Raw genomic sequence first — 17,594 nt, 5'->3', positions numbered from 1 at the left:
ACTATCCTTTAAACCTGCGGTTAGAAGAAATCTTCTTCCGTGAAGACGTCTTGATCGTCTAGATCGCGCTCTAACGCATTTGCCAGTTGTAGCTCATCGACCCGTTTAGCAACGTCCTGCAAGGTTTGACGTTCAATGAACTCTCGAACCGATAGGCTAAGCGACAGTTCATTGTTGATTTCATTGACCAATTGAACAGCAAGGAGTGAATGTCCGCCAAGTTCAAAGAAGTTGCTTTCAATGCAGACTTCCTCCAATTTCAATAACGTCTGCCAAATAGGCGCGATGTTTTTCTCGGTTTCTGTAACGGGGTGCACCGGGCCTCGGGATTGGATTCTTGAAGGCTGAGGTAAAGCCGCCTTGTTTAACTTCCCGTTAGCCGTTTTTGGCAGGTTATCCATAAACACGAAGGATGTTGGAACCATATATTCTGGGAGCACGTCGCGAAGCACCTGTTTTAGGCGATCTTCCGATAAATCGATTTCTGGCGATTTGACGATATATGCTGCGAGATGGCTGGCTGGGTTGCCAATAGGCATTACAACGGCATCTTCGACCTCTTTCAGAGTAAGTATGTGAGCAGAAATCTCAGCAGGTTCTACCCGATAACCACGCAGCTTTACCTGCTCATCAACACGACCAAGATACCGCAGCGATCCATCCTTGTTCCAAGAAACCTCATCACCCGTTTTGTAGAGCCTGACCATGCTGTCATCCTTACCAACAGGGTGCATTGAGAAGCTTTTCTCTGTCAGTGTCTTCTGGTTCAAGTAGCCTCGGGTGACAGATGCTCCGCCGATATAGAGTTCACCCCTTGCACCGACAGGCAAAGGCATGCCTGATGGAGAGAGGTTATGCAAACTGACATTCGGATACGCAAACCCGATGCCTTTATCTTTTTTCGGATGGACCTGAGAAATCATCGCGCCAACGGTTGTCTCTGTTGGTCCATACTCATCGAGAATTAGCTTAGCTGTCGCTGATAAGCTCTCCAGCGTCGAGGTTTCAAGTGCTTCACCACCGAGCATGAGAACGGAAAGAGGCTGTCCGTCATACTCATTTAGCAAGGCTTTTGCCAGACTTGGCGTGGTCTTTACCATCTCAATCCGGTTGGCCATCAAATGGTGTTGGTAAGCCTTGGTGTCCAATATGTCGCCTGTGTAGACACAAACTGATTTGCCGCTCAGAAGAGGGATGAGTGTTGTCGTCACCGTTAAGTCGAAGCAGTAGTTGGTAGAGAAATCTACATTGTTCACAGTGCTCATCCATGGAGAGACAGCCTGACGGTAGTTCTCAACATTGCGGTGCTCGACCATAACGCCTTTAGGTTTCCCAGTGGTACCTGAGGTGTAAATGACATAAGCGAGATCATCGCTTTGCAGGCTGCAATCAGGGTTTACCTTAGAGGCCGTGTCTTGACGATGGTCGTCCATCAAGATTGTTGTGAGCGTCGTGGAATCTGACACTGACGCCAACAGCGTTTCAAATGATGACTCAGTGACGATAGTTCTTGCGCCCGTATCCGACAAAATGAATGCGATTCGCTCTTTCGGATAGTCGGGAGAGACAGGCACATAGGCACAACCTGCTTTCAATACGCCAATGATGCTGATGAGGACATCTGCGCCTGGTGAAAGCATAAGAGGAACCAATCTCGACGCTTGCTTCTCTGATGCCATTACCTCAATCAACGTATGTGCCAACTGATTGGCTTTCTCGTTCAATTGTCCGTATGACAAGGTTCCTTCGGGGGTAACCACTGCAGGGGCTTCAGGATTTTCCGCGACCAATTCTTCGAATCTGGTTTTCAACGAAGAAGCGTGCTCAGTTTTAGCGGCAGCGTTCTGATATTGGAAAACGATCTCTTTGTCAGTGTCCGTTAAAACAGCTTGCTGAGACAAACCTGAGTCAGGGCTGTTAACGAGGGTTTTTAGCGATTCAACGAACAGTTGTTTGAAGTGTTCAACCGTCGAGCGGCGGAAAAGCGATACGGCAAAGTTAAACCGTCCTTGAATGGCTGATTCGCTGTCATCCATGAACAGGCTTAGATCGTATCTGGCGACCGATTCAGTCGATGAACCTGTTGGAATGATTTGTCCAAACTGACTGTCGCCGTGATTTCCTGAATGACGGCCAAACGACTGCAAACTGAACATTGTTTGGAACAACGGATGTCTGGATGTGTCCCTAGGCACATTTAACGCGCTTACCAATTTTTCAAACGGCAGAGCTTGATGTGATTTGGCTTCACCCAACGTATGGTGGAGTGCACCGATGAGTGCACGTGCTGAAGTTTCTTCCGCAACAGAGATGCGAAGTGGCAATGTATTTACGAAGAAACCGATCAGGTTGTGCAACTGCGGGTGATCGCGATTGTCTGAAGGCGTGCCTACAACAAAGTCGGACTGGCCAGACAATGTTTTGAGCATGTTAGCAAAGCCCGCAAGCAATACGGTGTAAAGCGTTGTTTCATTTTCTACCGCCAGTTTTCTCAATGACGCAGAGAGGGCTTCGTCCAAATCAAAAAGAATGTTATCGCCACGGTAATCGACATGGCTAGGACGATGGTGATCAGTCAGCAATGCTAACGTATCAATACCTTCCACCTGACCTTTCCAGTACGAGACTTGTTCGTCAATGGCAGACGCATCCATCGTGTGCCTTTGCCATGCAGCATAGTCAGCATACTGAATATCAAGTGAAGGTAACGTCGGAAACTCACCAATTAACAACGCGTCATAGGCTGACGAAATCTCCGACATAAAGATATCGGTAGACCAACCATCTACAGCGATGTGGTGGAAAACAAATAGCACATAATTTTGGTTTGCCTGACGGACAAATGCGATTCGAAGTGGACACTCGTGCTCGAAATCAAACGGCTTTTCAATAAACGTTGCCACCAACTCTTGAATATCTTCGTCATCTCTCGCATTTATCTTTGTCATTAAAGAAGGTTTAGAGATACTGCGCTGATAGTCCTTTCCTGCGGCATCCGTGGAAATGACAGTTCGAAGGATCTGATGCCTTTCAACCACATGAGTGATGGCATCACTGAGAACAGAAACATCAACGGATGGCGCCAAGGCCAGTAAGGTGGGCAGGTGATATGCATCCGTGCCTTGTTCAAGGCGCTCAATAAATAGCAGTCTTTCTTGAGCAAATGAAAGTGGCGCGTGCTCGGTATCAATAACCGGAATCGCTTGTGTTCTGTTATCTGAAACTGACGCTGCGATGCCTTTGATCGTCGGGTTAGTAAACAGCGTTTGCAAGCTCACCGTCATCCCAAGGTTTTGCTCAATCATAGCGACGAGCTTGACTGCTGAAATCGAGTTCCCGCCGGCTGCAAAAAAGCTCTGATTAATACAGACTTCTTCAGTGGCAAACATGTCTTTCCAGATGGACGCTATTTTATGTTCAACATCCGTGCGCGGTGCCTCTGCTTGTTGACTTATCACAGAAGAGCGAGTGCTCGGGAGAGGGAGAGCGGCTCGATCAATTTTTCCGTTTGGCGTCAGTGGCATTGCATCCAAGATTTCGATGAAGTTCGGAACCATGTAGTCAGGCAGTCGTGCACGTAACAGTGTGTCGATGTCTGTGGGTGTGACATCGCCGCCTGACGTTGGCACGATGTAAGCGACTAAGGACGTGTCTCCTCCAATGTCTACGCTGGTTACAATGCTTCGTGCAACCCCGTCAATAGCAAGGAGGTTGGATTCAACATCGGCGATATCAATTCGGTGACCGCGAATTTTTATCTGGAAGTCGGTCCGGCCTACAAACTCCAAAGAACCATGGATATTCCACTTAACGAGATCGCCTGTTTTAAACAAACGATCTTGGTGACAATCCAGAGTCACGAAGCGCTCATCCGTAGCCGCTGACTGGGTATAGCCTTGCGCAAGGCAAGTGCCAGCGATGTAGAGTTCTCCAACGGTACCGACAGGAGAAGGGGTTCCTTGGGAATCTGCGACAATGAATGAAACATTGGCAATCGGCTTACCAATTGGCACCGCGGTGACTTGTCCATCAAACCCTTTTAATTCGCGGGTATCGAAACAGGTTACATCCGCAGCCACTTCAGAAGAGCCATAGATATTGAGAAGCGTAGACACGGGGTAGCGCTGATAGAAGGCACTCACTGTCTTTGCCTGCAATACTTCGCCGCTGCTTGTCCAGCACTGAATGCTGTTAAAGTCAGCACTTCTGTGTTCCGGTAAGCTGAGTATTGCATCGAGTAACGAGGGCACCACGACAAGTCTTGTCACCTTGTGTTGGGCAATTTTTGTTGCCGTCGTCAATAAATCCTTGCTGTCCCGGCCGTGTATGGTGAGTGTTGGTACACCTTTCAACAGGGCACCAAAAAGCTCCCACGCGTGGTCAACAAAGTTGAGTGATGTTTTATGGCAATTGACTTCATTCTCTGCAAATGGGTACTGCTCCCACATCCAGTAAAGTCGATTTATCAATCCCTGTTGTGTTCCGATTACCCCTTTGGGCTTGCCTGTTGAGCCAGATGTGTAAAGCACATAGAGGGGAGTCGAATAGTCGCTTAAGTCGACCGAGTGGGTTGGCAGAGTACGAAAATCAATGCGATCAATACTGATGTGTGTGACGTTTTCGTTTGCGGTTAAACGAGGCAGAGAAGACTCTACGAACATCGCTGAAACTTGCGCATCGTCGACCATAAAAGCGAGTCGGCTTTCAGGGTAACTAGGATCCAGTGGAACATAGGTTGCGCCGGATTTTAGTGTTGCAAGTATTGCGGCGGTGCTCACCACACTCCGAGAGAGGTAGATGCCGACCCGGTCGCCCGGTGCGATGCCATTCTGAACCAATAAGTGACTCAGCTGATTCACACGAACATTGAGATCACGATATGTCACCTGCTGGTTATCTTCATACAAGGCCACGGCATCTGGTGTGAGAAGGCATTGTTTCTCAAACAAGCTAATCACTGACTCCGTGTTGTCTCGAGAAGTGGCCGCCCCCGCTGCTTTTGATGATAGCCATTGATGATCTTCTTTCGTCAGAGAGCCAATTTCTGCGATCGTTTGTTGTGGTGCGGCTATGCAATGAGTCAGTACATGGCGATACATGTGCACGATTCGCGCCAAGGTTGCTTTCGAAAAGAGTGCGGATGCGCCCACCAACTCGCCACTCAGCGCACGAGCACTATCATCGATGAACACGTTCAAATCAAACTTCGCGCGTTGCGGGAAAAGAGAGCCTATCTCATTTGCTGGGGCTTCAAACGGAAGATCTTCTCGTGCCTGCACATTCCCGGCAAATGACTGGACGCTGAACATTACCTGGAATATCGGGTGTCTTGATGTGTCTCTGGTGACATCCAAACATTGGGTAAGTGCTTCAAATGGCATGTCTTGATGGGTTTTCGCATCAAGCATTGTGGCGTTTGTTTGATTGAATAGTGAGGCCAAAGTCATGGCTTCGTTTGCATTGAACCTTATAGGTAATGCATTGATAAACTGACCAATAATCTCTTGAGTGTCGCTATGATTCCTATTGTCAGATGGCGTACCAATCACTATGTCATGTTGTCCGGATAGCTTCGCAAGTGCGACATAAAAGGCCGAGATCATGATTGTGTTGAGGGTTACGCTGTGCGCTTCTGCTAGTTGGCGAAGCGCACCTGAGTCTTTTTCGCTCAGTGTGAAAGCTGACTCGTTGCCGTGATACTCAAAGACGGTAGGGCGAGCATAGTCAGTGCTGAGTTCGAGATTCTGGTATCCCGTAAGCTGTGGAATCCAATAATCTTCCAATGCCTGCATTCTGCCATTTTCGAGTACCGCTTTATTCCACGCGGCATAGTCCGCAAAGCTTGCTCGCAGTTGCGGTAGTGCCGAGTCATGACCATCTTTTAGCTTGGTGTAAGCTGTCGCCAAATCTTTAAGGAAGATATCTGCTGACCAACCGTCAAAGGCAATGTGGTGAAATACCATCAGCAGGTAAGTGTCATCGTTGTCTTTGACTAGGGCTAATCTCACAGGGTTTTCTTCTGTGAGGTCAAAGTCAGCTTCTGTCAGTTGATGAATCACCTGAGACAAGGTGTGAGCCTCATCAGTATGGTGAACAGTAAGTGTAGGGACCGAATCAGTAATTCTCTGCACGGGCTCTTGGTTTTCGTTCAACGTGAAACGTGTTCGAAGGATTGCATGTCTCTCGACTACGCGTTCCAACGCGCGTTGAAGCATGTTGATATTGGCAGAAGGTGTAAGTTTTACCAGCGTAGGAATATGGTAAGCCGATGAACCTTTCTCAAATTGGTCAATGAAAAACAGACCAGCTTGTGCGGGTGTCAGAGGAGCGTGAGTACGTGCAGGATCGCCAATTAACGCGAGCGTATCAGCTTGTTCTGGTGCTTCTGACAGCTCGCTCAGCATGGAACCCATTGCTTTGATTGAGCGATGTTCGAAGATAGCGCGTAGTGGCACTGTCACGCCTAAATTCTTTTGAATGGCTCCAATGAGTCTCACCGCACTGATACTGTTGCCACCAATGTGGAAGAAGTCGTCGGTGGTACTGATGTTAGAACGACTAAACTCTGCCTGCCATAGTGCCAACAACGCTGATTCGTGTGCTGTTTCAGGCAACACGATATCTGCGATTTCGTCACGACTAGACTGTGGTTCTGGTAACGCTGATCTGTCGAGTTTGCCGTTAGATGTGACAGGGAATGCTTCCATTTCCACATAGTGGGTAGGAATCATGTATTCGGGTAAGTGCTCAGCTAAGAAGTAGCGTAGTGTGTCCGAGGAGGCGGACGCATGATCTGCGCAAATATAGTAAGCAACAAGGCAATCAGACGCTTCATTGCCTTCAGGGTCTCGATGAAGGTGGACAAACACTTCTTCAATGGCATCGTTGGCGAGAAGTTTTGCTTCAACTTCACCCAATTCGATACGGAAACCTCTCAGTTTGACCTGAAAATCCTGACGGCCAAGAAATTCAAGGACGCCGGATTCTGAACGCATCCAGCGTGCGCGATCCCCCGTATGATATAGTCGGGGGCTAGGCGTTCCTGGAAGAGGATTTCGAATGAACTTCTTCCCGGTCATTTCTTGATCACCGTAGTAGCCCTTCGCCAGACAATCACCCGCGATATATAGGTCACCAGGCACCCCGACTGGGCACGGTGACAGTGTGCTATCAAGGACGTAATACTGTGCGTTTGAAATAGGTCTTCCGTAGGGAATACTTGTCCAAGAAGCCTGTATTTGATCGATTGGATAGAAGTTCGACCATATGGCTGCTTCGGTCGCTCCACCCAGGCCGAGTACTTTGGCATTCGGGAAATACTGCTTCACGTGTTGAGGCAGGGCCAAGCCAATCCAGTCTCCACTGAAGAAAACTTTGCGAAGCTTTGTATTATCAGTGTTTGGCTGGCTAAGCAGCCCTTCCATCAACGGCATGAGTTGTTTCATATATGCTGGTGAGGAATCCCAAAATGTGATGGGTTCGTGCAGCAGAATGTTCGCCAGTTGCTCCGGATCTTTGCACTCATCATTGGAGGCGATCCGGACGCTTCCCCCAGCTCCCAACACACCGAAAATATCGTAAACGGAGAGATCAAAAGACAGTGATGTCACAAACAGAAGTCGGTCACTTGGGCCTACGTTCTGTGTTTTGTTAACCCAGTTCAGGGTGTTAAAAACAGCTTGGTGCTGCATCTCTACGCCTTTTGGCGTGCCCGTCGTCCCTGATGTGAAAATGATATAAGACGAGTCGCTTGGCAGCACTGTCACATCAAGATTGTCTGAAGGTTGTTGTTGTTGATGCCACTTCGTTGTTACCAACGGGGTGTCTGTCGCTGTTTCTACGCCTTTTTGTATCACGACGTCGAAGCGGTATTGCAGTTCGTCATCGAAGTCATTTTCTCTGGAGGTGAAAACAGGCTGAGAGAGGGACCCAATTGTCGCGCTAAGTTCTTCAAAAAATGCTTGGTGGAAGTAGAGCGGTTTTTCTAAATCTTGTTGCCAGGCGGCGTTCGTATTTTCCGGATCTGTGGCATGGTGAGTGACAAGCGATGCTTCCAGTGTGTCTTTTTGTCCCAAATCAGGCAGATCACAGAAAACAATCTTTCCTGAAGGTTTGAGGAGCGTGACGAGACTGGCTATCACAGACTCGGTGTAGCAATACCCTGGGAAGAATTGCGCGGTACTCGCCAACAAAATGAGATCGAGACTTTCCGGTGGGATATCGAGCTCTTCATGAGCAAACCCTTGCTGGAACGAAAGACCAGGCAGCGTATCTGATTGTTTAGCCCGATTCGCTTCAAGCGTCACTTCCGACGGGTCGATAGCGTAGTAACGTTCAACAAGAGGGGCAATTTCAAACGCGATTAAACCAGAGCCGCAACCCAATTCGAGCACATGTGCTTCTTTATTCAAAGAGGGGGCGCACAGGCCAACTACATGATCACGATATCGGTCGACTTGGTGTTGCTTGAAACAACGGCCTGTGTAGATACTTCTGAAGCCGCCTGCAGTGATCTCATCAGTCGCACTTTCCGCAATATGATCGAACATTGCTTGCGTTTCAGTAAAGTTATCTGACTCTACAGGTAAACGGCGACTGAGGGCATCCATTACGATAAAACGGTCTATGTTTCCGTCTAACCACTTCGCATGCCTAAAGCTATTAAGCTGAGATTGACAAGTAACCATCGACGTTTGGCGATTGGCTTTGTCGACCTGCGCAAGAATGTTTCTGACTCGTGACGCTGGGGAACCAATCTCAATCGGCACATAGGTTGCACCTGCTTTAACTATCCCCATGACAGCCGCAACCATGTCTGCACTTCGTTCTAAGCAAACTGGCACCAGTGAGCCTCGGGTGATACCGTTTTCGCGCAATTGATGTGCTAACTGGTTCGCAGCCTCATTGAGTGCCTTGTAACTGACTTCACGTCCTCCTTGTTCAACCAACGCGGTTGCTTCAGGACGAAGCGCAACTTGGGTCTCGAAGTAGCCATGCAACGTCATGTTGCGATCGTAGTCTTCAGAGGTTTGGTTCCAGTCATGCACCAAGTGCCGCCATTCTTGTTTTGTCAGCCACGACAACTCACTGATCACGCTAGCTGGATTTGATACTACCGACTCAAGCAACATTTCGAAGTGGCTTGCCATTTCTTCGATACTTTCACGAGTGAACAAGCTGGTGTTGTATTCCCAAACCGCCGTTAAGGCTTGATCTTGGTCCGATAACCATAAGGTCAGGTCAAATTTGGTCACGCTGGCGTCAATTTCAATCGGGGAAAGCGAAAGATTCGGAAGCGCAAGGTGATTGAGCGAAAGACTGTTGGAAACCGCGTTTTGCAGTGCCATCGACACCTGCGCCAAAGGCTGGTGGCTGGTATTTCTTTCTGGTTGCAGAACTTCGACCAAATGCTCAAAGGGAACGCTTTGATGGGTTTGGGCATCAGCCGTTGTGTGACTGACGTGTTTTAGAAAGTCATTGAATGTCAGCGATGCATCCACGTTAGAGCGAAGGATGAGAGTATTGATGAAAAAGCCAAGCATTGACTCGACATCGTGATGTGTGCGTCCGGCACTCGGTGAAGCGACGGCAATGTCATCACTACCAGCATATCGTGAAAGCAGGATCTGATAGGTGGCAAGCAGCAGATTAAACAGCGTGGTTTCTTGGCTTTCACAGAGTGCTTTTACTTTTTCAGTTAACGTCGGCGAGAGACGGACGGTTATCTTTTCACCGTCAAATTGTTGCACCACAGGTCTTGGGTGATCCGTAGGCAACTCGAGCAACGGTGGCAGTGCATCCAACTGATGCTGCCAGTAGCGAACTTCACGGCTAAACGTATCAGAAGAAACATGTTCATGCTGCCATACGGCATAGTCAGCGTATTGGAGAGCCGGAGGGGAGAGGTCTGCAGTTTCTCCCGCAAGTTCGGTTCTATATGCATTGATGATTTCTTCCATCAATAAGCCAACAGACCACAAATCAGTAATGATGTGGTGCATGTTGATCCAAAGAACATGGTGGTCATCGGCAAGTTTAAATAAACGTATCCGGAAGAGTGGTCCATTCTCCAGATCAAACGGTGCTAGAGCATCCTTTTCGAGCAGCGCGTTGAGCGTCTCGTCGCTACATTCTTCTGAAGGGAGGTCAAAGCCACGGACCTCATCAATGACAAGATATGGCTGACCATCTTGGGTTGGGAATCGGCTTCTGAACACTTCATGTTTGGCAATGACGCCAGAGATGACCTTTTTCAGTAAGGTTTCATTTAGTGAGCCCGCCAATCGGTACCCATCATATACGTTGTAACCTGCCGAGCGGTCGCCAATTTGCTCGATGAGCCACAGTCTTTGCTGGGTGAGAGAGAGTGGTAATTTTTTGTCTCGTGCTACTGCTGTAATGCGTGTTTCTGTATCACCTTGCAGCCTAGAGGAGGTCTCGATAGCGTCAGCAAGTTGCGCGAGCGTAGGGTGAGTAAAAAGCGTTTTCAGAGGGGTAGAAACGCCTAATTCGTCGGTAATACGCGATATGACTTTGGCGGCGAGAAGAGAATGACCACCTATCGCAAAGAAGTTGTCTGAAAGGCCTATGTCTTGAACATCCAGAACACTTAACCAAATTGCTTTTAGTTTGGTTTCAACATCACTTAGTGGTCGGTTGGTCATCACCTTTTCGATTAAGTCGAGAGGGTGATTTCGATGAAGTTCTAGCTCCGTCGCTTCGACACAATAAATATGGTGAGGGGTGGCTTGTCGACTGACCGAGTTAAAGAGATATGTTTTGAGCTCATCGATAGACAGGTGTCCGTCGGAGCCTGCAACAAAAGCGATGATTTGATTCTGTCCATTGACGCAAACCAGTGCTGACGTGATGTCTTCTCTTTGCTCGAGGAACGCTTTGGTTTGGTCGAGTTGCTTTTGGAATGAGGGCGCGTAAGGCTGAGAGTATACTGGGCGATTATCGCATCCTTTCACTAAGACAACGTTTTCAGATTGCGATCCCACACGAATGCGATTCACACCTTGGGATGACCTGTTGACCTGATGGGTAATCAGAGATTGCCCAAGAGGCATGTGAGGCCATGCCAGATCAGCTTCATTCAATCTGTAGATGCCACCACTAAACGTCCCCGCTAAAGTACTATTAAGCAGGACGGCAGTGTCACGCAAGGGAAGATTGCAGACGGAGTCGGACTGTATGAGTCCACCTGTGACCAAGAAAGACGCATCATGGTTTTGGTTTACGTCAATGTTTTGAGCTTGGTTATCACTAAGATGAATCCAACCGTTTTCTGAACCAGAAACCGCCTTTTGAAGAGGAAGGGCATCATCGCGTTCACCTTCTGATACGATGTAAGCAACCAAAACGTTGTTACGTGCGATAACAACCGCATCTTCGACGTTATCGTGTCCTTTAATTTGACTAGCGATTTCGCCTAACTCTATGCGATGCCCTCGCAATTTTACTTGGTCATCAATGCGGCCTTTGTATGAGATGGTGTCATCTTGATTCAATAGGGCGAGATCGCCTGTTCGGTAGACAAAGCCAGCTTCCGTATTGACGAACTGCTTGGCGGTGAGCTCCTCTCGATGAAAGTAACCTTCAGCCAGACTCGCACCGCCAATACACAGCTCACCCACTGCGCCCTTAGGCAGCATTTGTCCTGCTGAGGAAAGCACGAAATGCTGATAACCCGGTAAGTTTCTTCCTAGGGTGACATCTTCTTCAAGTTCGCATTTTGAAAGGAGTGACCACACCGTGGCTTCGGTAGGGCCATAACAATTCCATAGTGCCTGCACTTGCGGGATGAGGCGAGACTTGGTGTCATTAGGTAGTGCTTCGCCACCACAGAGCGCGAGCAGGCTAGTTTGTCCTTCAAAGCCATTATCAAGAAGAAGCTTCCACCTCGAAGGTGTTGTTTGAATAAGGCCAATGTCTTCGTCCTTGATCAACGCGTTTAAGCGCTGGGTATCTGCGATCACCTCGCTGCTCGGAATCACACAGCAATGACCAAGACTTAAGCATCCCAGCCATTCATACAAGGCGATATCAAAGCTGACGGTGGTCACCCATAGCCAGTTGTTGCGCTGTGAAACAGGCAACTGTTGATGCATCCCCTTAATGAAGTTGAAGGCTGCACCATGGCTGATCATTACCCCTTTAGGTTTACCCGTAGAGCCTGATGTGTAAATAACATAGGCGAGGTCTTCGTGAGATACGGTTGGCAAGGTCGTTGATTCATCAACGGCTGGAAGAGAATCAATACAAACAGTGAGCGTTTCAGAAGCGGATAACGCTTCTTGCAATGCGGTATTTGTGAGCGTCCATTTGCATGAGGCATCGTCCAGAATTAAGGCATTTCGACTAACGGGATGCGACGGGTCTAGAGGAACATACGCAGCACCCGCTTTCAAAACGCCGAGAAGGGCAATGATCAACTGTTCTGAATGGGACAAATACAGACCAACGAGGTCCCCTTTTTTAACGCCCGATTCAATCAAACATTTGGCGACAGTCGTCGAACGCAAGTCGAGGTCTGAATAGCTAAGCTCACTCGCCTGACCGTGTTCAGAGATAAAGCGAGAAGCCGTATTTCCACCAAATTGATGCAAAGAACGGTTAAACAGAGAAAGTAAATCTCCGCCGATAAATGCTGCAGGTGTTTGTGCATTCCACGCCTGAACCGCTTCCAAGCCGAGAGGGTCAATAAGCGTGTATGCGGTGGTTGGCTGCGCGGGCTTTAACAGCAATTGCGATGCAAGTTGGACAAACGTTGAATCCAAATCGTTAACAGACGGCACGTCTAAAATCGCGTGGTTAAAGAGCCAAGTGACCTCATCGTTTGATGCTACTAGCGTCAGATCGAGTGTTTGACGGCTTTTCTGATCGCCAAATCCGATTTGATAGACAGGATGGTGTGCTTTATTACCAAGAGATAATTCTTCACAGTATTGTTCGCTGTCCCATTCTGGAAGTGCATGCCATGTCGTTGCCAGTTCAGTGGCCAACTCAATAAGCGAGCACTTAGGCTCAACGCTGAAAGCCAGCGGCTTGCTTTCGCCATCCTTGGTCGCTTCAATCACCAAGGAGGTTTCATAGCCGCGATATGCAATGGTTGCTGCCTGTATTGCCAGCAAAAGCCAGTTCATACCTACGTCATGGCTATTGGCCAGTTTGTGCAGTTGTTCGATGCTGTCTTTTGACAGCTTTGAGGTCAGTCGCGATGGGACGTAACTGTTACTGCTTCGTGTAGCACTTAGCGGCAAGCTGTGCAGCATAGGTGCGTGTTGCAGCAATTCATGCCAACGCGCTACAGAGGGCGAAAGCGACAAAGGCATGTTGGTTTTTTCCATCGCCTCGCGCATGTCGGGTAGTGCTTTTCTATCAATTTTTCCGTTTGGCGTGGTAGGCAGCGAATCAAGTACGACAAGATCCGTCGGTACCATGTACGCAGGAAGCTTTGAGGCCAACGCTCCTTTAATTGCATCCGTTAATGCCAAAGGAGGCAAAGAGGTTGGAGTGTCTGAAATAACGACAGTTGCCCCCTGCGAAACGGGATAAAGCCCATCCAGAATAAGCTGATCAAGGTTGTCGTGTTTTGCTGCGATCCATGGCTGTCCTGTCAAAACTGTGGCCGAGGATTTTAGTTGTCCAAGCCAGTGACTGAATGCTTGCTGGTTGACCGCTTGGATCTCACCAGCACTACTGTCCCAAAGGCTGATTTCAAGGGTGAGTGCTTTGCTATTGGTCAGAATCTCAACATCGGCACCTTCCCCTGAATACAGCGCGTGTGATGGTAATTGCTCGAACAGGCTTAACGAGGTATTTGACAGGACAGCCGTTGCGCCAGACTCATTGAGAAGATTGCGCAAATAGGTTGTTGACTCTTTGCCATCTAAAGCCAGCATGCTCCCGCCGGCGATGCTAATTGCCAGCGCGCCAGTCGCCAAATCCTCAGGCGTATTGCCGATGACGGCCGTCAGAGATACATCGGTGTTTTCTCTTTGCAGGTCATGTGCGACACGAGAAGCTTGCTCAACAAACGCTTGATACGTCACTGTGCGGTCAGCGTATTTAAAGGCAATTGCATCAGGATTGTCGGCAAAGGCTTTCAGTACGGCTGTGCCCCAGCTTTCTGGTTTAGCACCTGTTAGTTTCGCGCTTTCAGACTTCCGTTCAACGTCTTTCCACCCGAGCAGGCTTTCTATGGTCGAGTCAGTCTGTTCAACCATTTGGCTGACAATGTCGACATATAAGGTTGAGAATGCAGCGATAGAGGCTTCATCGAACAGATCACTGCAGTATTCAAATGCACCAGAAATGGTATCGCCTGATTCAAACAAATTCAGCGTAAGATCATACTGACTCGTTTGCTTTAAAGGCGGTAAAGCCCGCATCGTCAAGTTGTCAATGTGAACGGCATCTACTGGTGAGTTTTGAAGCGCGAACATGACTTGAAATAACGGACTTGAAGAAAGATCTCGCTCGGGTTGCAACAACTCCACGAGGCGCTCAAATGGCATTGTCTGATTCGCAAAACTGCTCACGCATTGCCGCTTAACTTCCGAGAGGAAAGTCGTAAGGTTTTTTTCAGGTGATACTTGGCTTCGAAGGACAATATTGTTGATGAAAAGCCCCACCGTATGACGCCAATCTTGACCGTTTTTGCTTTCTCGACCTGAAACAGGGGTTCCGACGATGATATCCGTATGGCCACTGTATGCGGACAGCGTAATATCAAATGCCGCTTTCAATGCCATATATAGGGTCAATCCCTGGCTCTTACTCCAGTTTTTCACCTTTTCTGAAAGTGCTTCATCCAACATCATTTCAAGTGAGGCGCCAGCATGGCTTTGTTTTTTCGGTCGTGGATAATCCGTTGGAAGCCAAGGTTTACGTGGTAAGTCTTTTAGGTTTTGAGACCAAAAATCGTCTTCATTTTTTGTGGATGTCAGCGTTTGTTGCTGGAGAGCATAATCGGAAAAAGCAGAACTGTAGGTTTTCTGCGGAGAGAGTCCTTGCGTAAGGCTGGCATAGTGCTTACCAAGCTCTTGAATGATCAGCCCGATAGACCACCCGTCGACAATGATATGGTGACAGTTGATAAACAAGACATGGTGTGTTTCTTCAACACGCAATAGCGACGTTGAAAAGAGACTGCCTTCCTCCAGTTCGAAACGCTTGTTTGCCAAACGCTCCAACGTAATGTCGAGCTCATTGGGATTGACATCTAGACGCTCGAATGGGGTGCCAGGCGCATCAAACGCTTGATAAACCGAGTTGTCTTCCGATACGAAGCGAGCACGCAAAACAGGGTGGCTATCAACAATGATTTCAATGGATTTTTTCAGCGCATCGACGTCCAACAACCCTTTTAGTTCAAGGGCAGTTGGAAGGTTTAAAGAAGGGCCTAAGTCTTCTAATTGCTCCAAAAACCATAAACGTTTTTGTGCAAATGACAGCGGAACATTCTGGTGTGAGTCCGTTGGGTCGACACTGTGTTCTAACGTGTCGGCATCTTCGTCAATTCTGGACTCAACGAGTGCAGAAAATGCTTCAAACACGGCATGGTCCAGTAACTCGTGGAGCTCAATACTGACACCCAGTTCGCTCTTTACCAACTGCTGAACGTCTAGTGCGAAGATTGAGTCTCCGCCTAGTGCATAATAGTCGTCGTCAAGTGAGATTGAATCGATGTCTAACGTGTGCCCCCAAATATTAGCCACCACTTGAGATGTGCTGGAAACATCGCCGCCTTCAACGTTAACGTCTGGCAGGACAACAGCTGGCTTTTCGCTCTCAGTCATTGTCACTGTTGGCTCTGCGCTTACCGCGGTTTCAGGTACTGTGGTCCAGCAACGTTGTGGCTCAAATGCATACCCCGGCATGGAAATGCAGCGGCCTGATAGAGAGTAATCTGCGGTGCTGAATGGCGTGTTTCCAGCATAGAAGTGCGCTAACGCTCTCGTTATTGTGTCGTCATTATCGGCGTTGATTGGTCGGTCATATTCTTGTGTATTCTGCTGTTCCTCCAGAGCCTGAACAAGCGATTGCACTGTCGAAAAAGTGACAGCAAATCGGTGTTCATGATGCGCCCGCGCAAACATGCTTGTGTAGCTTAAGTCTTGAGGTCGAGTTTTTGGATGTGTTTTTAGCCAAGCCGCCGTTTTGCCAATAAGCAGTGATAGAGACGCTTCAGTTTTTGCAGATAAGAAAAACGGGTATGTCGTTAAATCAAGGTGCTCAGAAATGTCCTGAGCGGGTGGTGCTTGAAGCACGATATGGCAGTTCGTACCACTTAAGCCAAATGCACTCACGCCTGCAAAACGTTGTTCGCCTGCCCAGTGTTGGTTTTTCGTTGCAACTGAAACTGCGCCATCAAACTGGATTGAAGGATTGGGTGCGCTGTAAAAGAGAGAGGGGACGATTTGTTCGTGTTTGAGGCACAGCAAAACTTTGACTAAGCCTGCCAGACCCGCAGCAGAGTCCAGATGACCAAGGTTGGTTTTCACCGAACCTATTTGGCAAAAATCTGTTTCCGCGGTGAATTGCTTGAAAGCACCGTTGATTGCTGCCACTTCAATGGGATCACCCAGTTTAGTGCCTGTGCCGTGAGCTTCGATGTAGCTGAGTTCACGAGGATCGATTCCGGCGTCTCGCCAGGCTTTGACGAGAACTTTTTGCTGAGCATCGCCGTTAGGCGCTGAGATACCTGCTGAGCGACCATCTTGATTGATCGCACTGCCTTTAATTACACCCCAAATAGGGTCTTGGTCTTCAACTGCCTTGGCGAGGGGTTTCAGCATTATTGCGACAACACCTTCCCCAAGACCAGTGCCGGTGCTGCCTTCAGAGAATGCGCGGGTAAATCCGTCGTCAGACTCAATACCAATTTTATCGCCTGTCTCAATGGGCATAAGCATAAGATTTACCGCGCCAACAACGGCGGTATCACAATCGCCATTCCTTAACCCCTGACAAGCAAGGTGCAACGCAGTAAGGGAAGAGGAACAGGCAGTATCCACGACCATTGACGGCCCTTGAAGGTTCAAGGTGTAAGCTAATCGGCTTGCCGTTAATGAGGCGAGGTTACCCAAAGTAGATGATGCTTTTTCTTGTGGCGCAACGTCATCAATGTATTGCCTGTACATCGCATCATGCGCGTAGCCAAGATAGATGCCGGTCTCTGAGTTACGGATCTTCCCTGCATAGCCAGCATCTTCAATGGCGTGATAGGCCGTTTGGAGAAAGAGTCGCTGATGTGGATCCATCAGCGCAGCTTCTTTGGGTGACATACCGAAGAACGCGGGGTCGAACCTGTCAACGTTCTTTAGATATCCTCCAGTCCGATAAGTTGGAGTCAGTTGAGGAAATTTGAATTTAAAATAGGCGTCAGTATCGACACGCCGAGATGACGGGAAATCTGATACTCCATGTTGCCCCGATGCCAGCAAAGACCAGTAATCATACTTATTTTCACAATGTGGAAGAACGACCTCAAGGCCGATAACTGCTATGTCCTTATTGTTTACTTCTTCGATATGATTGGTAGCTTGATCCGAAAAGCCTAATTGGTCGATGATATTTAAATCCAT

General features: G+C 48.4%; 1 protein-coding gene. It reads right to left on the bottom strand.

Going from position 1 to position 17,594, the window contains the following annotated elements; all coding sequences use genetic code 11:
- Positions 1-20: 20 nt before the first annotated feature.
- Positions 21-17,594 (bottom strand): non-ribosomal peptide synthetase, encoded by a 17,574-nt coding sequence (locus RN22_RS03865; protein WP_046303156.1) that lies wholly within the window; start codon positions 17,592-17,594, stop codon positions 21-23.

The organism is Grimontia sp. AD028, from assembly GCF_000973155.1.
GTDB lineage: Bacteria > Pseudomonadota > Gammaproteobacteria > Enterobacterales > Vibrionaceae > Enterovibrio > Enterovibrio indicus.
This window is presented reverse-complemented; position numbering and strand designations above follow the sequence as displayed.